The following is a 21,885-nucleotide window of genomic DNA, read 5'->3' on the forward strand; positions in this document are numbered from 1 at the left end:
TCAGGCTCCGTCTTTCCTCGCGGTTACCAGTACTTCGGTGCTCAGGCCGGTGTCGTCGAGCACCTTGACGCGGATCTCACCGGCACCTGTCGGCCGGACCACGGCGAGCGCGCGTCCGTCGAAAGTGGAATGGGTGTCACCGGTGAACGATTCGGTGTTCTTCGGGTTGCCGCTGCCGAGCCCCTGCAGCACGCCGGGGCCATCGATGGCCACTTCGATCCGGCGGTCGGTGCCGGTGTGCACGACACCGTCCGGGTCGACCAGGGCGATGTCCACAAAAACGAGGTCGTCCACACCGGCCGAGACGACCGGCCGGTCGGCGGTGGCGAGCAGGTGGACTTCATCGGAAGCCGTACACACCTCGCTGCGCCCCGTCTCGGCACCGTCGCGATAGGACACAGCCGTGATACGCCCCGGGGTGAACGGCACCTCGAACTCGGCGCGGTACCGGTGTTGCGCGCCGACCGGGCGCCGATCGAACGACTTCTCGTTCACCAGCAGTTCGACCTCGTCGGCATCGCTGTAGACCTCGACCACGAGCGGCCTTCCCTCGTGGCCGGGCCAGGTCCAGCTCGACAGGCAGTCGGTCCAGGCCCACGGTGAGGACACCACCTCGCGACCGGAGGACTCGGGGCGTCGGACCGCGAGATACGGCGCCGGCCGCAGGCCGAAGACGATCTCACGGTAGTACGAGGCGGGACGGCGCACCCCAGTGATGTCGATGTCGCCCACCCACGCGGTGAGCCACGGGTAGCCGCCCATGAAGCCGCCCGCCTCGCCGGCGTACTGCGGCCTGCCTACACCCACCTCACCGAGGTAGTCCCAGCCCGTCCAGGTGAAGTCACCGATGACGTGCGGGTGTTTCGTCACCAGGGCCCACAGGTGGTCGATGTGCGTGGGAAAGGTCTCCGAACCGATGATCACCCGGTTCGGGAACAGCTCGTGGTCGAGCTCGTAACGGCCGTCGAGGTAGTTCATTCCCGCGATGTCCAGTGTCGCGAACACCTCGGCCGTGCGTTCGGTGACGAGCTCGGAAGTGCCGATCTTGTTCAGCATCGCTCCCGCGTTGGCCATCACCGTGTTGACGCCCTCGCCGTCATCCGCGCCACCCCACCCCTGTCTCAACTCGGTCATCACCGCCAGCAGGGCGTTGACTCCGCTGGTCACGTACCTGGTGCCGTCCAGGGAACGCACGCGCTCGGCCAGCCGCCGAGCCCACACAGCGCCATGCGGTCCCCCGACTTCGGGGATCTCGTTCCCGATGGAGTAGGCGAACACGCTCGGGTGGTTCCAGTCCTTGCGCACCATCGCGTCGAGGTCGCGTTCCCACCAGTCCTCGAAGTCGAATGCGTAGTCGAAATCGCTTTTGCTCCGCGTCCACATGTCGAAGGCTTCGTCCATGACGAGCATGCCGGCGTGGTCGCAGGCATCGAGCATGGCGCGGCTCATCGGGTTGTGCGCGCTGCGGATCGCGTTGAACCCGGCCTGCTTCAGCAGTTCGACGCGACGCTGTTCGGCCCTGGTGATAGCGGCGGCACCGAGCACACCGTTGTCGTGGTGCACGCACGCGCCACGCAGCTCGACTACCTCGCCGTTGACTCGCAGTCCGCGTTCCGCGTCGAGTTGCAGGGCGCGGATGCCGAACGTGGTCTCGGCTTCGTCGACGACCTCACCGACCTCCCGCACCGTGACCGCCGCGCGGTACAGGTTCGGCGTGTCCGGGCTCCACAATTCCGGCCGAGCGACGATGATGCGCTGGCGGAGCACGGCGGACTCCCCCGGGACAACGCTCACCGGTGCGCCGTCGACCGCGACGACTCGGTTCCCGCCATCGAACAACGTCGTCTCGACCATGACCGTTCGCAGCCGGTTCGCTTCGTTCTCGATCGTCGTCGCCACGTGCACGACTGCCCGGTCGGCGTCGATGTCCGGCGTGGTGACCCGGACCCCGTCGAGCGCGACGTGCACGGGCTCCGCGACGATCAGGTGCACCGGCCGGTGGATTCCGGCTCCCGAGTACCAGCGCGAATCCCGGTGCGCGCGGGCTTCTACGCGCACGACGTTTTCCACGCCGTACCGCAGGAAGTCGTTCGCCACGACGGAAAATCCCGTATAACCGGACGCCCACCGCCCAGCCAGGTCGTCGTTGAGGTACACCAGCGCCGACCGGTACACACCCTCGAACTCCAGTCGAACCCGCTTGCCGGCGTAGTCCTCCGGCACGAAGAACTTCTTCGTGTACTCCCAGGTACCCCCGGGGAAGAACGCCGTTGCCGCACCACCGTCCAGTTCCGCATCCCTGGACCTGCCGATGACGGCGTCGTGCGGGAGCGTGACCTCCTCAGCCGGCACCGACCGGCCGAGTTCGGCGAACTCGTTCTGTTTCGCGCGGAACATCCAGCCATCGGAAAACTGCTGACGTAGCAAGGGTAGTACCTTTCCGGAAACGTCTGTTGTGGACTCGGCCACGCATGGGCTACCGCACTGCGCGAATCCGGTGCGCCGTGATCGCCACCCCGCTGACGAGGACGGCACCCGAGATGAACAACATGGTGTAGTTTCCCCCGCCGCCGGTCGCCAGCAGGACCGGCGCGACGATCGGGGCGATCGCACCGGGCGGGCCGCCGGCGAGGTTGTAGTAGATGCTCATGTACTTGCCGGCCTGGGTCTCCCGCTCCGGCATCACATCGCTGACGAGCGCCAGATCGACCGCGCCGAACATGCCCGAGCCGATCACCAGGAGCGTCACGCCCACCGCGTAGTGCGCGACGCTGGTCGCGAAAGCCGTGATCAGCAGTGCCGTCATCATCGAACCGGCCGCCGCGTAGATGAACGGCTTGCGGCGCCTGAGCCGGTCGGAGACCAGGCCGCTGAAGACGGCGGAGGCGACCGCCAACAGCACACCGACGCCACCGAGGAGCGCGAGGTTCTGCCCGGCCTCCTCCGGCGTCAGCTTCAGGCGGTCCAGCAGGAAGTAGAGCTGATACGTCGAGAAGAAGCCGATGCCCAGCTGGAACAGGAACTTGCCCACCAGTACGAGTGAGAAATCCTTGTGCTTCAACGGATTGAAGGCGAGGTCGGCGAAGAACCCGAAAACCGACGCTGGCGCCGTCGACGCTGGAGCGGGATGATCGGGAACCGTCACCAGGAAAAGCGCCGCGGTCGCGGCGAGGACCAGCACCGGCAGCAGGAACAGCAGCACCGGCTGCCCGAGCAGCAGGCTCCCGACCAAGCTCGCCGCCACACCGGCCAGCTGCGAGGCGACCCCGGCGAGCCCGCCGAGCTTGCCTCGCTGTGACTCCGGGACCCGCTCCGCCAGCACGGGGGTCACCGCCGTACTCGCGCAGGCCACGCCGATGCCGGAGACGATCCAGCCGAGCAGGACCACCCCGATCGAAGAGGAGTTGCCGATGATCAGTGCCCCGGCGGCGAGAATTCCGATTCCCGCGACCAGATAGGGCCGCCGCCTGCCCCAAGGCAATCTCGTCCGATCGCTCAAGACCCCGATGACCGGGCCGACGAGCATCTGCACCAGCGCACCGATTCCGACGACCAGCCCGAGGCTGCTCTCCTTCGATGCGGCGTCCACGAGTTGGACCTTGTAGGCCAGCGTGAACAGCGTCGGCATCAGGATCGTGAGCGACAGGCCGAAATTGGTCAGCGTGTAGACGACCATGAACCAGCCGCTGACCGGCTTGAGGACCGCGCCGGCTGCCAGGTCCGGCGCCGGCGTTTCCCGGAGTGTTCCGGCGCCGAGAGGTTCTGTGCTCATCCGTGACTCCGTCGTCTCGGTGGGGTGAGGAGTTGCCGTGCCGGGAAAGTCAGAGCGTGTTGGCTTTGGCGACCGAGCCCAGCCAGCCAAAACTCGGCTTGGGCCGGCGTTCGAATGTCTCGCGGTCGACGGCGACCAGGCCGAACGTCGGCTCCCAGCGGCCCCACTCGAAGTTGTCGAGCAGGCTCCAGTGCAGGTAGCCGCGGACGTCGATCCCCTCGGCCATCGCGTCGAGCAGGTGTCCGAGTGCTTCGCGCGTGTAGGCGATCCGGCGTTCGTCGTCGCCGGTGGCGATGCCGTTCTCGGTGATGAGAATCGGGACGTCACCGACGACGTCGCGGGTGTGGCGTACGGCAATCCCGATCGCGTCCGGGCGGTACGCCCATCCGGTGATCGTGTTGTCCGGCCGCTCTGGGTGCGCGATGATGCCGTTCTCGTCGACCAGCTGGCTGGTGTAGGACTGGACACCGATGAAGTCGTCGTCGCGGGACGTTTCGAGGTATCTGTCTTCCCAGATCCACTGCACTTCGGCGTGCTTGGCTTCACCACCCGGCGCGGGCAGGAGAGCCTGGTTCGCGACCGTCCACCCGACCTTCGCGCCGGTGGCCTGGCGTACCAGTGGCGCCGTAGCGCGATGCGCCTCGATCAGCGCCGCGCCGACCCTCTGGTCGGGCAACGCGTCGAACGGGTACGGCCGACCGGCGGCGACCTCGGCGAGCGCGCCGTGGTTGACCGCGAGCACATTGGGTTCGTTGATCGTGCACACCCATTCGACGCCATCGAGAATCGTGGAGGCTTCCTCGGCGTAGCGGGTGAAGAGCTTGATGGCGTCGTCGCGGAGCCAAGCATCGTGGGCACCCAGCCATCCCGGGTGGGTGAAGTGGTGCAGGGTCACCACGGGCGTCAAACCCAGCCGCTGCGCGGTGTCGATCATCCGCCGGTAGTGCGCGAGTTCGGCACGCGAGAACTTCCCGGGGAGTGGCTCGATGCGCGACCACTCGAGGCTGAACCGGTAGGCGGTGAAGCCAGCCTCCGCCAGCAGGCGCATGTCCTCTTCGTACCGGTGGTAGCTGTCCACCGCGTCGCCGCTGTACTGCACGTGCGGAGCCGCGTCCTGCTCGAGCTTCCACCAGTCGTTGTTCAGGTTGTTGCCCTCGACCTGATGGGCGGCAGTCGCAGCGCCCCACAAGAAGCCGCCGGGAAAGGTACGCGTCAAAGCAGGTCTCCTCATGCTCGAAGGCCTTTGGTTGCGCGCGCAACCAAGCTGGGCACGACAGTACGACGCATCGGTTGCGCGCGCAACCACGCGGTGGCTGTTACTCTCCGTCTGGTTGCGCGCACAAGCACGGCGGGGGCGAGACATGGTTGACGGCGGGGTGAAGGGCGTGAACGGCCGGAGGGTGACCGCGGCCGACGTTGCGCGGTCGATCGGCGTGTCCCGGGCGACCGTGGGTTACGTCCTGAACGACACCCCCGGCACCCGGATCTCCCCGGAGACGCGGGACCGCGTGCTTCAGGCAGCGGCGCGGCTGGGCTACCAGCCCAACACGGTGGCACAGGCGCTCGCGCGCGGCCGGTCGAAGATCATCCTCATCGTGCTGCCCGACTGGCCGATCGAATTCTCCCTGCGAACTCAGCTGGACGAGGCCGCCCGTGTGCTCGACGAGGCCGGTTACGCCACGATCACCTACACCCACCACGAGTCCGAGCACGCGCAACCGCTGTGGAAGCTGGTCGAACCGGAAGTTGTCGTCGGCCTCATCCCGTTCACGCCGGAGGACGTGCGGTCCATCCGCGCGGCGGGCATCTCGCGCATCACGCCGGATCCGGACGAGCACCTCGACATCGGCCTGATGCCCGCCGTCCTCGCCGGACCACAGCTCCAAGTACGGCACCTCGCGTCACGCGGCCACCGGAAGCTCGCCTTCGCGGCGACCCCGGACAAGCGGCTCTCCCACCTGAACGCGATCCGTCGGCGCGCAACGGAACGCCAAGCCGCCGATCTCGGCCTGGAGCTGCTGGAGGCACGCGAAATCGACTACCGCGACGACAACCTGGCCGAAGTGGTGCACGCCTGGCTCGCGGCCGGCGTGACCGGCGTGGTCGCCTTCAATGACGACATCGCGGGAACGGTTGTCGGCACCGCGGTCCGCGCGCAGATCTCCGTCCCCGGTGACCTAGCCGTCATCGGACACGACAACAAGCCGGTGGCGTCCTACTTCGCCCCGACCATCTCCTCGGTCGGCGTCGACAACGTGGGCTTCGGCCGCTGGACCGCCGAACAAGCCCTGCACCTCGCCGCAGGACGCCCGGTGTCCGCTGGTTTTCCTGAGCCCGCAGTGTTCCTGTTCGAGCGCGAATCAACCGCCTGACCACACAATTCGATTGGACCTGGACCAGGAAGCAACTCGGCCTGAGCGAAACGGCGAATACCATCAGGCGCCTCCGCCGAGTTCGCCACCGACGAACTTGCCCTCGATCATCAGCATGTCGCTGGTCAGGCGTGGAACCGCCTGAGTGCAACCTCTGCCAACGTCGAGGTCCTTTCCGCCAGCGTCGGCCGCCAACTCCTCGAACGCGGACTGATCGACGAGATCGATATCGGTAATCCCGGCTATCAGAAATTGCTGAGTTCTAGATGAGAGGTAGTCAGTTTGGGGGACTGTCGGACGGCTGAGCGGCTGGTGGCCTGAGCCTTGCCGGTACGAGTCACGACGAGGAGGTCCATGCCCGGCTAACCCTCACCAGTCCGATGGACAATTTGCTGGTCGGGTCACTGGTCGTTGCCGACGTCGACGACAACGCCCGAGGCGGTCCGCGTCGGTGTCGACGACCTCCTGGAACGCGACCTCAACGTCAGTCCGGCGACGGGAATCGCCGGTGTTCTTGGGCGTCGGCCGCGGAGAGCCATTCGCACAGTGGCCGCCGCCGAACGGTCAGGCGAGGTGACGATCGCCGGCGACCGCGACACCGCTGAGCTCCTGCTGCATTCTTCCCAGCACAGCAGGAAAAGCGCGTCCTGCATCAAGCACGACGGAGCCGTCACGTGATCCGGTAAGGCTCAACCCCGGTGCTCCCACACGGATACGGAGAACCCAGTACCAACCCGGGTAGATCGAGGCCTTCTTCGCAGGCGCACCAGTTGCGCTCTGCCCGGGCGCGAGCGTGCTCGCCGGCGTTGGGCCCTCAGTGCGTCACGGTGTTCAGTACGGCGGCCACGGCTCGTCCAATGGGAGCCGGAACCGGAAGGCGAAATGGAGCGAATCGACGATCCGGGTGTTGCTCTTGATCCAGGTCCACGGGCGTGGATGGTGGTTGCGGACCACCAGCCAGTCGCGGATTTCGACGTCGAGTTCCCGGAGGTGACGCTGTCTGTCCCGGTCGAACTTCCTGGTCGTCGTTTCCCGGAGCCAGGGCTGACTCAGCCAGTAGCCGGCCAGGTTGAGCCAGGCCGCGCCGGTCGGCGTGGCGTGCAGGCCGATGCGCGGGTGAGCACGGAGAGCGTGGCGGATCAGCGGGTCGTGGCAGAGCGCGGGGTCGTCTAGGACGACGTGCACGTCGAAGCGCCAGGGCAGTTCCTGGTCAAGTCTCGCGAGGAATTTCCGGAACTCGGCCGCCCAATGGCGTACTTCCCGTTGGTCACCGGCTTCGACGGTGGTGTAGTCCAGCGGCATTGCCCGGTTCTCCGCCAGTGCACCGGGACGCACCGGCAATTCCGGCGGTGTGGGCGGGGGCTCGATATGCCGCCGGCGCGGATTCACCGCCAGCACCACGGCCCGCTGGAACGGATCGAGGTAGAGGCCGACCGCATCGCGGACCTTGTGGCGGATCTTGGTGGAGAAGCAGGGTTCCTTCCCCAGCTCGCACACCACGCGGCGATCGGGCTGGACGCCGAACTTCCGCCAGATCCGCGACACCGCGGACTGGCTCAATCCCAGGTGGCTGGCCAGTGCCCGGCTCGACCAGTGCGTGTCTTCGGCAGGCGCGCTCTCCAGGGTGAGGGTGACCACGGCGCCGATTTGCTCGTCGGAAGCCGCGGGCGGGCGCCCCGGGCGCGGGTGGTCGGCCAATCCGTGCAGCCGCTGCGCGAGGAAACGCGACCGCCAGGTGCGCACGGTGCCGACCGCGACGCCGAGATCGGCCGCGATCGCGGCGTTGCCCGCTCCCGCCGCGGCTGCCAGCACGATCCGCGCCCGGACAGCCACCCTGCCCGCCTGGTGTGATGCCGCGACCAGCTGCGCGCGCTCCGCGCGGGTCAGCACCAGCGCGGCGGCTGCCGGTCCCGGCATCTCGCGTCCTCACCATCCAGACAGGAACTTTTGACTCAGGCTACTCGCCGGACGTGGTCCGCGGCGTTGCGGAAACGACCCGATAGTGACCGGTCGACCTGGACTTATCCCGGCACCTTCGGCCGCCGAAGGCCAGGTGTTACTGAGACGCCGGTCACACCATGTCGGGTTTCCGCTGGTGCGCGAGGTGGGCCTAGCTTCCCGGCACTCGGAAATCCGGAAAGGAGCACAACGTGGTTCACCGCTGGTGGAAGAGGAAGCCGAAGCAGCCCCGGATTGAGCCGGGCCGGGCTTCGTCGGCCGGGCGGGCGCTCATCTCGGCGCAGTTCGTCCTGGTGATCCTGCAGCTCGGCAGGGAGGTGGCCCGCTTCGTCGGCGGCTGAGGTGGTGACCGGTTCGCCAGGGCGCAATGGCGGCCGGCTGTCGGGCGCTGCCCGTGCCCGCTTTGGGTTCAACTGGACAGCTTCGCCACGACTGCCCTGGCGTACGCGGTCGCGGTGCCGCACGGGTCGCCGGTTCGGCTCGACGTCACTTCGAGGACTTCCGTGCGTTCGTCGTCGACCTGCCGGTGTGTCCAGGTGAGGGTGCAGTACTCGGTGTCCTCCTGCGACAGATACGCGTCCACGCCGTCGATCTTCGTGGGCTCTCCGGCATTGCGAGGCGGTTTGCCTGGTTCTCCTTGCTTCACCGCGAGGCTCATGCTGGCGACCTGCCCTGCCCACGTGCACGCGCGCAGCAGGTACGGGGAAGCCTTGAAACCACCGCCCACGGCCGATCGCGCCGTCTCACCGTCCACCAGGGAGCACGGATCAAGAGGGAAGGCGCTGTCCGCGGGAACTTCCCACCGGAACACGTCGGTTCGCAGCCGGTCGATGACGGTGCGCAGCACGGTCATCGCCGGGCCGCAGGAGTCGGCCGTCCCGGTGGGAAACTCGACCGCGATGCTCAGTTCGGGTCGCGCCGGGGTCTGGACCAGGGCGCCGCAGCCGGTGTTCGCGTCCGTCAGCCGCACAGGCAAGCCGTCGATGTCCACCCCGGCGCCCCGGCCCGAATCGGTGCCGGCGTCGCTGTCCATCCCGATGGTCAGCCAGACGCTGAGGTCGTCCTCGGAGGTCTCGTAGGTGCATCCGCCGGGCTCTTCGGAGCGAAACCGGGTGAACTCGCCGACCGGGTCCACTTCGACCCCGTCCAGGACCCGGCACGGATCCACCAGGCGGAGTCGAGCGTCGGCCAGCGCCTCGCGCACCGGCAGCGGCTGTCCGGTGGCCCGGCCGTCGACCACGTCCTCGAAACCACCCAACCGCACCACCGCGAACGACGCCACCGTGACCGCGCACAGCGCCCCGGCCACCACAGCGGTGGCCTTGCCCCACGGGCGTTTCGGCGACGGCGGTTCGGGCAATGGCCATGACAGCACTTCGCGGACCCGCGCGTCCTGCGCCACGACGAGGTTCCGTACGCCGTCGGGCCACCCCTCGCCGGTAGGGAGCGGACCGAGCAGGCCGAGCAGTTGGTGCGGGGTCGGGCGCGCCGCCGGGTCCTTGGCCAGACAGGGCTCGACGAGCGCCGCGACCTCGGGTGCCAGTCCACTCAGGTCCGGTCGCGTGTGGGCGATGTTGTACAGGGTCTGGGCGGTGGTGTTGCCGGTGAACGGCGCCCGTCCGGTCGCCGCCATCACCAGCAGTGCGCCGAAGGAGAACACGTCGCTGGCCGGGGTGAGCACGCCGCTGGTGGCTTGTTCCGGGGACATGAACGCGGGTGAGCCGATGATGGCGCCGGTCCCCGTCAGGTCCGAACCCTCGGCGGCACGGGCGATGCCGAAGTCGATGACGCGGGGCCCGTCGGCGGCGAGCAGCACGTTGCCGGGCTTGAGATCGCGGTGGATGAGCCCCGCGCGGTGAATGTCGGCCAGCGCGGTCGTCAGCCCCACGGCGAGGTAGCGGACCGCGTCGGGCGGCAGCGGCCCCGCCGCGTCCACAGCCTCGCGCAGATTCGGCCCCGGCACGTGCACCGAGGCGAGCCAGGGAACTTCGGCGTCAGCGTCGGCGTCGAGCACCGCGGCGGTGTAGGCACCAGAAACCCGGCGCGACGCCTCCACCTCGTGCCGGAACCGGTCGCGGAACCCGTCGTCATGGGCGAGTTCCGGGTGGATCTGCTTGAGCGCGGCCAGCCGCCCATCCGGCGACAGCGCGAGCAGCACCCGTCCCATGGCGCCCTCGCCGAGCACCGCGAGCAGCCGGTAGCGGCCCGCGGTACGCGGTTCGGCGGGGTCGAGCGGCTTCATCGCGGCAACCTCGGCACGACCTTCGCCGCAACGTCCCTGGCCTGCCGGCACGTGTCGACCGCGTTGCCCTCGGCCGGCGGGCGCACGCGGATGCTCACGACTTCCCTCGCCTGCCCTTCGGCACCGTGCTGGAGCCAGCGCAGTTCGCAAACGCTCGGCTCGGACTCGGTGAAAGGCCGCTGGTAGACGGTCAGCCCGCCGATCGTGACCCGCTCACCGCGGGTCTCGTCCTCGAAGGGTGGCGAGTCGTAGTAGTCGAGCTGGAGGGAGAGGGAGGCCGAGTCGGCGGCGTCCCAGCCGCAGCTGTGCACCGTGCCGGGCCGTTTTGTGGGCAGGACCCCGAAGATCGGCTGCACTTCGTCGTCGGTGAGCAACGCGCAGGGATCGAGCTTGCCCAGCGTGGTGTCCTCGTCCGGCCGCCGGGCGCTGCCGTCGCTGATGTTCCGCACGACCTCGCCCAACCTGGCTTTGGCGTCTTCGCAGAGTTCGGCGGTCGCGCCCGCCTGGTCATCACGGGCGACGGTCACGCCGAGCGCGCTCTCCGGATCGTCGGGCAGGGTGACCGTGGCGCGGCAGCTGTCCCGGACCTTGTCCGTCTCGGCCCGGACGACGGCGGCCATGCCCTCGACGGTGGCGGTCTCCGTCGCCTCCGCCAGCGGGATCGGGCCGGTCGGCACGCCCACAGAGATCTCGCGCTGCCCGGCACCGGTGAACCCGCACGCGAAGAACCCCGTGCGGGTGGTGACCTGCAGGCCGGACAGCACCTTGCACGGGTCGATCTGGCGGAGACCGGCCGGGCTCAGCGGCGCGGGTGGGAGCGACGGCTCTGTCGTGGACTGCGTGGATTGCGTCGCGGCCGCCGGGGCCGCCTCCGGCGTCGACCGGTCGAGCAGAACGGGAATCGTCACCGCACCGGCGACGACCACAGCGGCACCGACCGCGGCGGCGGTGATCCTGTTCCGGCGCCGCACTGGTCCTCGCAGCGCCTTCGCCGCCGCTTTCTCCCGCTCGGTGATCAGCGCGTGCACGGCCACCGGCCACGGTTGCGGGCTCGGTGTGAGCGCGCCGAGCGCGTCGAGGAGGTGCCGCGGTGTCGGCCTGCGCAGCGGATCCTTGGCCAGGCACGGTTCGGCCAGGTACCGGATCGCGGGCGGCACCGCGGACAGGTCCGGGTCGAGGTGCACGACGTTGTACAGGGTCTGCGGCGTCGACCGGCCGGCGAAGGGAGCGTGTCCCGTCGCCGCCAGCACGAGCAGCCCACCGAGGGAGAACACGTCGCTCGCCGGTGTCAGCCGTTCCCCTTGCGCCTGCTCGGGCGACATGTAGGCCGGCGAGCCGATGATCGCGCCGCTGCGGGTCAGCTCCGAGTCGCCCTCGCTGGCCCTGGCGATGCCGAAGTCGATCACCCGGGGCCCGTCGGCGGCGAGCAACACGTTGCCGGGCTTGAGATCGCGGTGGATGAGCCCCGCGCGGTGGATATCGGCCAGCGCTGTGACCAGCCCGACCGCGAGCCTGCGCACGACGTCCTCCGGCAACGGCCCCGCCGACTTCACCGCGTCCTGCAACGTCGGCCCCGCGATGTACAACGACGCCAGCCACGGCGCGGGCGCGTCGGGATCCGCGTCGAGCACAGGAGCCGTGTACGCCCCGGACACCCGGCGAGAGGCCTGCACCTCGTGCCGGAACCGTTCCCGGAAACCAGGATCGTGCGCGAGAGCCGGATGGATCTGCTTGACCGCCGCCAGCCGCCCATCCGGCGACCGGGCCAGCGACACCCTTCCCATGCCCCCAGCACCGAGCGAGCCGAGCAGCCGGTAGTGCCCGATCACCCCGCTGTCAGGACGCTGTCCCCGGTTTGCCCTCGATGACTGCATAACCCCGCTATCCGCCCGATACCGAGGCGCACACCGTGTGACTCCTCGTCCCGCAATGTAACAGTTACTCTGGATCAGACGGCGCTGCTCCACCCGCGGTTCCCCGGCCCGGTCGCCGACTCCGGACTCCGCCGGGCTCGGCCTTGGTCGAGGTGCCCCGGCCCGCGATGGTCGGCGCCGAACTGGCCGGGCGCGTGCGGATCGACTACGCCCGCGCGTCCACCATCTGCCAGTCGCTGGACACCCAGCTCGACTCGCTCGCCGAGGCGGAGGCACCCGCGTGTTCTCCGAGAAGATCTCCACCCGCGTTCCTCGTTCGCGGGAATCCGTGCCGAATGAGCCGCGACGCGAACGACGACGGGTTAGGGTGACATTCGAGACCTGAGTGTCACGGATCTGGTGGCTGATCGGCGCCGAAGCTGCCAGGAGTGGGGGAAGGTGCATGGGTGACAGGGGGCCGACGAGCGCGGGCGGGCCCGCGCTCGGGCGGACGTCGCCGGCTACCTATGACCGGGCGGCGCAGCGAGCGAGCACGGCCAGTGCTGCGGCAGACGTGCTGATCGACCTGGTCGCGAGGGGAGTTGACCGCGGCGCAGGCTCTCCCGGCCGCGGTGACCGTGACCGACGCACTGCGGGAACTCAGGCACGCCGGCGAGCGATGCATCGAACTCCCGGCAACAGCAAGAACCTGGAACGCCACGGTGCGGAAGTGAGTCTGACCGTGGCTTGGCTCACCAACGTCAGGAGGGGACGATGGTTTCCTACGATCTCGCAATTCTGCGCGACGCCGCCGAGGCGGTCAGCCGGCTGGGGCGCGACCAGATCAAGATGAATGCCTATGTGGCGACCGTGGCGACGTTGCCCTTGCCGGCGGCGGGATCGGCCGCGGAGAAGGCGCTGTCGTGCCGGCCGGAGGTGATCACCTACACCCAGGACCTCGTGCTCGAGATCGATCGACAGCTGACCACGCTGGCGCAGAACCTGCGCGACACCGCCGATGCCTACGAGCGGGGCGAGGCCGAGAACGTCGTCAAGGTCAACCAGTTCTGGGACGACCTTGGGGAGTCGCCAGCGCGCAAACCCAGCGACCCCGGTGACTTCCCGAGGCTCGAGAAACTGGACTTCGAGGAGCCGTCGAAGAAGCTGACGGACCCGGTCGAACTCGTCGCGCCGAGTCTGCTGCCGAACCAGGTGCTCGATCTCGTCGCCCTCGTCTCCGACATCCCGACCGAGGTCGCCGACTTCATCGAGATCTACTTCAAGTTCCTGATGATCGTCTCACCCGGCGAGAAACCCGAGAACGACGACTGGGCGAGGGCGGCGATGGGCCAGTACGGCCCCATCTCCAAAGTCGGCAACGGCTACAGCCAACTCGGCCGGGCGTACTTCGACCTGAGCAATCAGTTCGAGCACATCGGCTCCCAGCTCAAACACGGCTGGACCGGCGACACCGCCGAACTTGCCGCCGACTATTTCCTGGTGGTGCTGGGCTGGATTCGCAGAGACATCGCCCATGGAATGGACTTCGTCGGCGGGCGCTACGAGGCCGCGGCCGAGGGGCTGTATCGCAACGCCGCTCGCGCCGCGGACGAGATCGACGACTACAAGGACGTACTCGCGGATCTGATCAAGGACTTCACGCTCGGCTTTGCGGAAGGATTGACACCGAACGCGATCGTCTGGCGGACAGTGTCAAAGGCGGCCAAGGTCCTGGCGAAAAAGCTCCTCGTGGTCAACACGATCGCGAAGCTGCTGCAGGTGGCAGGCAATCTACTCGATGAAATCAACACTCAGACGCCGATCCGCGGCGCCGAGGTCCGCCCGCCGACACGGGGCTACTCGTGAATGACGACACCGACCCGAGCCGCGAACCGCACGGCCTCACACCTGAGCCTGAGCCTGGCGAGGCCGAACCGGACGACGCCGGCCAGACGCCGTCGCCGAAGTGCTGGCCGACGGCCCGCTCACCATGTGTGACCTGCACCGCCTGGGGGCAGCCGCGGATCGAGCGCACATCGACGAAACGCTCGGCGAACTACTGCACACCCTGGACCGGATACCCAGCAGCGTCGCCGAACAGTGGCTCACCGAGGCACGCTACGACGCAGAAGACGACCAGCGCGCGCTCGGCGAGATCCGGCACGCGGAGGAAGAACAGGCGCGAAACAGCAGCCAGCCGCCACCCGACGAAGACTGGAGCCAAGGCGACTGGACGTGGCTGACCAGCACCGACTTGTGACCACCTGCGGACGGCACCTACGTTGCCAGCGCCTCAGATTCCCTTCATCGATGATCAGCTCTGCCCGAAACGAGTGCAGCTCCTCCTCGGCGACCGGTATCAGCCAGTCCATGTTGGACAGTGCCCCTTGGTCAGGACAACGCGGGACCGCTCGGGCCGGCCATGCTTGTTCACCGCGTCACCTTCGCCGCGGATCCCGCACCTGTTCGCGGGAGCGCTTCAGCCACGTGATTGCCATGAGCCCACGTTGAGCCTCCTTCCAGCTCTTGGTCCGGGTCACACCAGGGAACCCCCGGCAGGGTGCAATGACCTAACTGGACAAAGGCCCAAAGTCTTCCACCTGGGAACGAGGCTCCGGCACGATCACCGCTCCGTTCGCCCTTGCCGGTCAACAGGACGATGTTGTTGTGCCCACGTTTTACCCATCCAGAAACCACCGACAACGCCGAGGATGCCGATAGCGGTCATGCCGATGCCCAACCAGACGCGGTCGCTGCCCGACACCACCTCGTCGTGGTAGAGCCTTGCCTCCGGCGGCACCGCCGCCGCGAGCTCGTCCACGAGGTTTTGAATCTCGCGCTGGTCGGTCGCCGACAACCCGTCGCTGCCGAGTGTGTCGACCAGGCCGCCCACCTGGTCCTCCTGCGTATCGGTGAAGCCAGGCAGGTTTATGCGACCGGAAGCGAACTGCCCTGCGGGCACGCAGTCCACCAGTTCGCCGTCCTCGACAAGGAGGTAAAGCTCGTGGTCGTCGTCGCAGGCAGCACCGGGCACGAACCCAACAACGTAAGCGTTGTCGATGTGATGCTGCTCGGCAGTGCCGATCAGCACGGATATGACGCCGAACGGGACGAGCATCACGGACGCAAGGACGAGAAGCATCACCAGCACCAATCGCATGCCCACCTCTAAGCCGCCCGGACCACAGCCGGTTCAGACTAGAGCTTCGGTGACCTGGCGAAAAAGATTCGCGTGCGCACGTTCCCGATCAACGACCGCTGAAGGGCAGCCCACCCTTTTGACCTGGGCAACCCCCAACCATGACCCAACAGAGTGACGTGTGCTGTTTAGGGGTTTGTGCTTGCCGATCCCGCCGGCGCCGTCGATGGCGGAGATCACGATGGGCCCGGCGCCGGTGACGTCGAGGTCGTCGAGCAGGGCGCTCAGCGACGCCAGCGACGCTTCGCGGCCGACGAACCCGCGGATGTCCGGCGGCAGCTGCCGCGGGGCCGTCTGCCGCAGCGCCCCCGTGACCGTGCCGGCCAGGATGTCGTGGTGGATGCCGCGCAACTCCGGCCCGGGGTCGGCACCCAGCGCGTCGGCGAGCCGTCGCCGGACGGTTTCGTAGTGGTCGAGCGCCTCGGCCTGGCGGCCACCGCGCGCGAGCGCGAGCAGGTACTGCCCGTGCAGCCGTTCGTTGAACGGGTGCTCCTGGCCCAGCTCGGCGATCCCGGGCAGGACGGCGGCGTAGCTGCCGAGGTCCAGCTGGGCGTCGTGGTGGTCGAGCCGGGCCGCGAAGTGCTCGTCCACCAGCGCCCGGCGCACGTCGTCGAGCCAGTCCGTGTGCAGCCCGGCGAACGGCTCGCCGCGCCACAGCTCGAACGCATTCTCGTGCGCCCCGGCCACCACCGCCGCCCGGTACCGGTGCAGGTCGAGCTGTGCCGGTTCGACCACCAGCCGGTAGCCGAGCCCGGCCAGGGACTTCGGCTCCTTTTAGAGCGCCGGAAACAGGGAGGCGGTCAAGTCCTGGCTCAGCCGTACGAGATCGTACGGACTTACCTCCACCAGGTGCGATAGAGGCGCACCACCTTGCCGCGGCCACCGGAACATGTGCAGGGTCGCCCTGCACATGTCGTAACTCTAGGGTTCCGAAGGGACAGATATGCGAAAAGCAATTGCCTCGCTGGTGGGGGTATCGGCTCTGGTTGTTCCCTTGCTTTCGCGGCGCCGTCAATCGCCACTGCCGCAGCTCCGCCGTCAATCAAGGGCAACCTCGGTGCGATCATGCATGTCTCGAAGAACTCCGGCGGAGGAACGGTTGTGCTCCCGCAGGCAACGACGCTGGACCTGTACTGCTACTCCGACAAGCCTTTCGGCGGCGGCCGGTGGTTCTACCTCAAAGTTCTGCGGCAAGCACCACCTCTGCGGGATCGCCAAGGACCAGGTCGTCTGCCAGGGACCGACCGAGCCGGTACCGTCGCCACCACCGGGGGTGTGCGACAACCCGAGCGGCCCCAGCTGGGGCTACGGCATGTACGTCGACCCTGCGGGCAAAGTGGACTTCCTCTGCGCGGGCGGCCTCATGTACGGGCCGAGCGACGGCAATCCCGACGAGCAGGACGTCCTCGATCCCGGCCGGTCGCTCAGCGCCTACGGCTTCACCTGCGCGGGCGAAGGCCCCGGCATCCGGTGTCCACGACAAGTCCGGCCACGGCTTCGGCATCGCCACCAAGGCCAACCGCAAGTTCTGAGTCAGCCCACCAACTCGTCGCGCACGCGCAGTGCGGCTAAGCGGACCGACGCGGCGTCCGGCCCGTGCTTGATCACGTCGCGGGAGCTGGACGGCAGGCCGAGGTTCTCGCCACCGAACAGCCGGGCCAGGTCGGCCGGGCCTGCCTCTTGCGCGCCGAAGCCAGGGGCCGCCTCCTACTCCTCGTTCTTGAGCAGTTCCCGCAGGCGGCGCAGCGCCCGCCCACCGAGGGGCCCGACCGACCCAGCAGATAGGCCCAGCTCCCGCGCCACGTCCTGATGCGATTCCTGGTCGATCACCGGTAGCCACAACAGTTTCTGGTCCCGGTGGGACAACCTGCCGAAGGCGCGCCACATCTGTCGACCGTGATCGCTGCGCAGCACTTCTGCTTCTGGAGCGGGCAGGGTGCTTTCCACCCTGCTGGCCATCTCTTCCGACAGCTGCGTGGTCCGCATCTCGCCTCGGACGACACGCGCCGCGTTTCGGCGGGCGGTGGTGATCAGCCAGCCCACCAGCGCCTGGGAATCCCGGAACCTGTCATCGGGTTCGTCGGTCGGATCGAGCTGCCGAAAGTTCCCGCGGACCGGCAAACCTTGCCTTGGCGGTGTCGAACTAGATCCCTTTCGGGAGATTTGTCTAGTTCAGGCGGCGTCGGTCCGTCTCGGGGGAACACACTCTGAAGGTGAGGCTGGGCAATCGTGCCGCTTCGAGTGGGGGACCTCCCTCACCTGCGGGTGATCAAGCGGGCACAATGGGTAGATGGAGTTTCGGATTCTGGGTCCGCTGGTGGCCGAGCATGCGGGGCTTGCCTGTTCACTGGGTGGCGCGCGACAGCGGGCCGTTCTCGCGGCGTTGCTGCTGCGTGCCAACGATGTCGCCAGTGTGGATTACCTCGCAGACATGGCCTGGGAGACAGCACCTGCCTCGCCAGTGTCCAACGTCCGAACCTATATCGCCGGGCTTCGGCAGTGCTTGCCTGACGGGGCTGATCGGATCCTGACTCGGGAGCGTGGCTACCTGCTCGTCGTCAATGAAGGGGAACTGGATCTGGCTGCCTTTCAGCGGCACCACCTCGCGGGCGATACCGCTCGGCAGGCTGGACAACTCGAGCGTGCCGCCGAGGAGTACCAATGCGCCCTGCACTTGTGGCGCGGCCAGCCGCTGGAGAACGTGACCGGCAGCTCGGCCATGGCCGCCGACGTCACCCGACTCAACGAACTCCGGTTGAGTGTGGTGGAACGGCACATCGAGGTCCGGCTACTACTTGGCCAGCACGCCGACCTGGTTGGCGAGTTGCGATCCCTGGTCACGGAATATCCGCTGCGTGAGCAGCTGTGGGTCTACCTACTGCGAGCGCTACACAGCAGCGGCCGGCGAGCGGACGCGTTGCAGGCCTACCAACAGGTTCGCCGACTGCTGGACACCGAACTCGCCTTTAAGCCCGGTCAAGCATTGCGCGAGCAGCATGCCACGATCCTCAGTGACGACACGGTCCAGGTGGGCGTCCGTCAACCGCGGCAGCTTCCCACGCCGGTGCAACCTTATGTTGGCCGGGCGGCCGAGCTCACCGAGGCCGCGGCGCTGCTGCGGACTCAGGCCGTGGTCACCGTGAGCGGGCCACCCGGGGTTGGCAAGACCGCTTTCGCCGTCCAGGCCGGACACCGGATGATCACCGAATTCCCGGATGGGCAACTATGGGTGAACCTGCGCGGGGCGGACCCCGAGCCACAGGACCCGGCCGCCGTCCTGGCGCGGTTCCTCCGAGACCTCGGTGTCGCAGGAACGGAAGTGCCTCACGGTATCCGCGAACGCTCTGCGCTGTTCCGTGACTACCTGGCCGAGCGCCGAGTGCTGCTGGTTCTGGACAATGCGAACAACGAGGAGCAGGTTCGGCCGCTGTTGCCGGATCGGCCAGGCTGTGCGGCGCTAGTGACCAGCAGGAGCCGGCTGACAGGGCTGGACACCACTGCGCGCATACGATTGGGTGCCCTCGGGCCAGCGACCGGGGTCCGATTGCTCGACCACCCAGCCGGAACACCCGATCAGGACAGGGACGCGTTGATGCGGGTGGCGCAGCTGTGCGGCGGATTACCGCTCGCCTTGCGCATCGTCGGAACAAAGCTGCGCTCGTTGCCTCACCTGAGTATCGCGAGCATGGAGCGCCGCCTGGCCCAAGAACGACATCGCCTGGACGAGATCGTCAGCGGTGACCGCGAGTTACGGGCAAGCTTCCATCTGAGCTACACCGCCCTGCCCGCAGCTGGGCAACGCGCCTTCCGGCTGCTGTCGTTGATCCCGGGACCGAACTTCCCAGCGTGGGCCGCGGGCGCGGTCTGCGACAGCGACCTGCGCACCGCCGAGCACCTCCTCGATCACTTGGTCGAGGCGAACCTGCTCGAGTGCTCATGGACCGGCGGCCGTGTGCGGTACCACTTTCACGATCTACTACGGCTTTTCGCTCGCGAACGAGCCGCAGCAGACGACACCCCGGACGAACGCGCCGAAGCTTTCCGGCGCGTCAGTGCCGCCTACCTTTACGTCGCCCACCATGCCGACGCTCGGTTGGAGTTCGGTGGTATGTCGCGCGACAAACCCCCAACAGCGGACCTCGGCGCGCCCGATCTGCTGAACGAACTCACCGCCGACGCTCCCGGATGGTTCGACGAGGAACTGCCCGTTCTGCTCGCCATGCAGGAGCACGCCGCACACACCGGGCAGAATGAACTAGTCTGCCAGCTGACGGGCTTTCTCGTGGCCTATTTGGAACTGCGCTCGCAATGGGACCACCTCCAAAGAGTCAGCGACCTGTCCAGGGTGGCCGCCCAACGCATCGGTGATCCGTACTGGATAGCATCCTCGTTCTTCGCCTCAGGTCTTGCCGCCCGGGAACGACGAGATCTCGAGCTATGCGAGAGGTTATTCGCCGACTGCGTAAAGCTGTTGCCCATGGCCGACGACGCTCGCCTTGACATACTGGTCCGATTGGCGGTCGGTGTGGGATTGCGATTACAGGGCAAGCTGACCGCTGCCAGAGAATGTTTCTCTGACTGTCTGACACGCCTGGCGTCGCTTGACCTTCCCGCTTGGCACGCCTATACCCTGCGTGAGCTTGGTGTGCTGGACCGATACACCGGCGATTGGGTGAGCGCCGAACGACACCTTCGAGTAGCCGTCGATATTTTCGAGCAACTTGGCGATCACCGCTGGCATGCCGCCTCGATGCGTGAACTCGGCATCGTGCTCCGCGAACTCGGCGATCTACCTGCTGCGGCGACTCTGCTGTGGAACAGCTGCGCCAAGTTCGCTGAGCTCGGAGACCGACGTCGTGAAGCTGGAGCCTGGCGCAGCCTCGCACTTCTGCACCTGCGAAGCGGCGACGGGGATACCGCGCTCAGCCATGCCACTCGCAGCCGAGACCTCTACACCCAGACCTTGGATCGTGTCGGCAAGGCTTGCACCGAGATCGTCCTCGGTGAAATTCACATCCACCGAGGTAGCTACACCATTGCTCAAGAACTGCTCCGCACTGGCCTAGCCGTAGTGAAGGCTCACCACAACAACCGATGGACGACGCGGGCCCGCCTTGCCCTGGAACGAGTCGCATCGATGCCTCCCTCGATGCCAGGCGCCCACTAGTGTCGTTCCTGAAAGTCGTGTGCGAATTGATATCTTGCCAAGTGAAGAAAGGATTGAGCCGTAGCATACGGCTACTGCCGCCGACGCGACGACAGCAGCCGCTATCGCCTCGCGAAGCGGGACCACAGTAGCGAATGCCGCTGCGGTCACCGCACCTTTCACGCCGGCATGGAGAGGCACTCGAGATCGTCGACTATCGCGCCGGTCGGAGTTGACGGGCCGTCACGACCAGGGCCTGGAGTCCGCGCACGTCGGTGAACGCCACGGTTGCAGTTCCAAGTCGGCTCCGTGCCGACAGCCCGGACCAGCGCGTTGTCCCGGGCTATGGGATCAAGATCTTTTAAGCCGGTCGTACGTTGGATCGACTGATCGCGCCCGTCGCCGCGACCAAACATCAAGCGTGCCGAATAGCATCCCACCGGCGATCCCGAGGAAGAAGACGCTAGACACGATCGGTATGACGAGATCAGTCCCGGTGTCCAGGCCATGGGCCAATGCATCCGTCGCCATCTGCACCGGCACGAAACTCATGAACATCCAGCAGAACGCGCGGAAGGCGAGCATGAAGAACCCGTCCCACCAACCGAACAGCAGCCCCCACAACAGGACGCCGAGGCCGAAGAAGGCCAGGTACAGCCAGTAGCTGAGCGTTTCACCGGACTCCGGCAGGAACCACTCCGCGCCACCCATCACTTCCACGCCGACGACCTCGTCTCGCCAGAGCCGAAGCGTGGCCGGGTCTCCGTTCTGGGCTTGGCCGTAGAAGCTCGACGACACGTCGCGGGTCTGCCGGGAACCGTCGGCCCGCTGCCAGGTGATCTCGTAATGGGTGGTCGTCCTCGTGTGGCCGTCGGAGTCGCTGTGTGTCCTCGTATATCTGTCTCGGCCGACAATCGAGCCCGCCTCGCCGCCAAAACAGCCGTCGCCTTGCTCGCACGCAACAGCCGCGCGGAATTCCTGGGTCTGCCGGTACGGTTCAGCTGCGGCGACGAGCGCCGCCACGAGCACAGCCAGCCCGAGTGCAACCACGATCCACCGCCCGAGAGATCGACTGGGCAGCGATACTCGGCACGATAGTCCACGGTACTGACGAAACCTCATGACCATCCTCACAAAGATCAGCCATGCATGGTGTTCAGATCGCTTGTCATCCGTATACCCCTCGCAGTTTGTGCGGACTCCTCCCGTTCACGCAGACATCCTCGTTGCCGAGCTGACCCGGCAATGCAAGAGCCCTTGGAGCACCTCACCATGTCGCGCCGGCAATTGGGCGCCTGAGGGCGGGAGCGCGTGTACGTCGGAGCGTTCGACGAGTTTACCG

The 21,885-nt window shown here is 67.4% G+C and carries 17 protein-coding genes; 7 read left to right on the forward strand and 10 right to left on the reverse strand.

Translation table 11 applies throughout. From position 1 onward, the window contains the following. The 3 genes from YIM_RS36755 to YIM_RS36765 form a co-directional block, all read right to left on the reverse strand. Positions 1-2,397 (reverse strand): glycoside hydrolase family 2 TIM barrel-domain containing protein, encoded by a 2,397-nt coding sequence (locus tag YIM_RS36755; RefSeq protein WP_228004260.1) that lies wholly within the window; start codon positions 2,395-2,397, stop codon positions 1-3. A 79-nt stretch (positions 2,398-2,476) separates the two neighbouring features. Beyond that, the gene (locus YIM_RS36760) at positions 2,477-3,772 is read right to left on the reverse strand and encodes an MFS transporter (protein ID WP_153034760.1); all 1,296 of its coding nucleotides are present in this window, start codon (positions 3,770-3,772) and stop codon (positions 2,477-2,479) included. A gap of 49 nt (positions 3,773-3,821) precedes the next feature. Continuing rightward, positions 3,822-5,078 (reverse strand): glycoside hydrolase family 1 protein, encoded by a 1,257-nt coding sequence (locus YIM_RS36765; protein ID WP_228004261.1) that lies wholly within the window; start codon positions 5,076-5,078, stop codon positions 3,822-3,824. 79 nt (positions 5,079-5,157) lie between these two features. On the opposite strand from YIM_RS36765, the gene YIM_RS36770 reads away from it, so the two are divergent. Together YIM_RS36770 and YIM_RS36775 are read left to right on the forward strand one after the other, a co-directional pair. Beyond that, positions 5,158-6,144, forward strand: a complete 987-nt coding sequence (locus YIM_RS36770) for a LacI family DNA-binding transcriptional regulator (protein ID WP_228004262.1) — start codon at positions 5,158-5,160, stop codon at positions 6,142-6,144. A 411-nt stretch (positions 6,145-6,555) separates the two neighbouring features. Then, positions 6,556-6,822: a hypothetical protein gene (locus YIM_RS36775; protein WP_153034762.1), complete on the forward strand. Its 267-nt coding sequence runs from the start codon at positions 6,556-6,558 to the stop codon at positions 6,820-6,822. Positions 6,823-6,975: 153 nt separating this feature from the next. Here the strand turns inward: YIM_RS36775 and YIM_RS36780 are convergent, their stop codons facing one another. Beyond that, positions 6,976-8,061, reverse strand: a complete 1,086-nt coding sequence (locus tag YIM_RS36780; RefSeq protein WP_153034763.1) for an IS630 family transposase — start codon at positions 8,059-8,061, stop codon at positions 6,976-6,978. 233 nt (positions 8,062-8,294) lie between these two features. Here YIM_RS36780 and YIM_RS36785 point away from each other — a divergent pair, with 233 nt between their 5' ends. Further along, a complete protein-coding gene (locus tag YIM_RS36785; RefSeq protein ID WP_153034764.1) occupies positions 8,295-8,444 on the forward strand; it encodes a hypothetical protein in 150 nt (49 codons plus the stop codon). 68 nt (positions 8,445-8,512) lie between these two features. Here YIM_RS36785 and YIM_RS36790 read toward each other — a convergent pair whose 3' ends face one another. Beyond that, a complete protein-coding gene (locus tag YIM_RS36790) occupies positions 8,513-10,345 on the reverse strand; it encodes a serine/threonine-protein kinase (protein WP_153034765.1) in 1,833 nt (610 codons plus the stop codon). After that, positions 10,342-12,219, reverse strand: coding sequence for a serine/threonine-protein kinase (locus YIM_RS36795; protein WP_153034766.1), 1,878 nt, complete (start codon positions 12,217-12,219; stop codon positions 10,342-10,344). The genes YIM_RS36790 and YIM_RS36795 overlap by 4 nt, the downstream gene beginning before the upstream one ends. A 143-nt stretch (positions 12,220-12,362) precedes the next feature. On the opposite strand from YIM_RS36795, the gene YIM_RS36800 reads away from it, so the two are divergent. From YIM_RS36800 to YIM_RS36810, 3 genes are all read left to right on the forward strand, one after another. Next, positions 12,363-12,590 carry a hypothetical protein gene (locus YIM_RS36800; protein WP_194239869.1) on the forward strand — a complete coding sequence of 76 codons (228 nt, stop codon included), beginning with the start codon at positions 12,363-12,365 and terminating at the stop codon, positions 12,588-12,590. A gap of 382 nt (positions 12,591-12,972) precedes the next feature. Continuing rightward, positions 12,973-14,064, forward strand: coding sequence for a hypothetical protein (locus YIM_RS36805; protein WP_153034767.1), 1,092 nt, complete (start codon positions 12,973-12,975; stop codon positions 14,062-14,064). Positions 14,065-14,164: 100 nt separating this feature from the next. After that, entirely contained in the window at positions 14,165-14,458 is a 294-nt protein-coding gene (locus tag YIM_RS36810; RefSeq protein ID WP_153034768.1) for a hypothetical protein, read from the forward strand. Between the two features lie 363 nt (positions 14,459-14,821). On the opposite strand, the gene YIM_RS36815 is transcribed toward YIM_RS36810, so the two are convergent. The 3 genes from YIM_RS36815 to YIM_RS36825 all read right to left on the reverse strand — a co-directional run bounded on the left by YIM_RS36815 (position 14,822) and on the right by YIM_RS36825 (position 17,440). Further along, positions 14,822-15,358, reverse strand: coding sequence for a hypothetical protein (locus YIM_RS36815; RefSeq protein ID WP_153034769.1), 537 nt, complete (start codon positions 15,356-15,358; stop codon positions 14,822-14,824). 33 nt (positions 15,359-15,391) lie between these two features. After that, positions 15,392-16,132: an AfsR/SARP family transcriptional regulator gene (locus YIM_RS36820; RefSeq protein WP_194239870.1), complete on the reverse strand. Its 741-nt coding sequence runs from the start codon at positions 16,130-16,132 to the stop codon at positions 15,392-15,394. 972 nt (positions 16,133-17,104) lie between these two features. Then, positions 17,105-17,440, reverse strand: a complete 336-nt coding sequence (locus YIM_RS36825) for an RNA polymerase sigma factor (protein WP_153034771.1) — start codon at positions 17,438-17,440, stop codon at positions 17,105-17,107. A 247-nt stretch (positions 17,441-17,687) separates the two neighbouring features. Here YIM_RS36825 and YIM_RS36830 point away from each other — a divergent pair, with 247 nt between their 5' ends. After that, positions 17,688-20,564, forward strand: coding sequence for a BTAD domain-containing putative transcriptional regulator (locus tag YIM_RS36830; RefSeq protein ID WP_153034772.1), 2,877 nt, complete (start codon positions 17,688-17,690; stop codon positions 20,562-20,564). Positions 20,565-20,894: 330 nt separating this feature from the next. Here the strand turns inward: YIM_RS36830 and YIM_RS36835 are convergent, their stop codons facing one another. Then, positions 20,895-21,593 (reverse strand): hypothetical protein, encoded by a 699-nt coding sequence (locus tag YIM_RS36835; RefSeq protein ID WP_153034773.1) that lies wholly within the window; start codon positions 21,591-21,593, stop codon positions 20,895-20,897. Positions 21,594-21,885: the final 292 nt, after the last annotated feature.

It is taken from the genome of Amycolatopsis sp. YIM 10 (assembly GCF_009429145.1).
In the GTDB taxonomy this organism is placed as follows: domain Bacteria; phylum Actinomycetota; class Actinomycetes; order Mycobacteriales; family Pseudonocardiaceae; genus Amycolatopsis.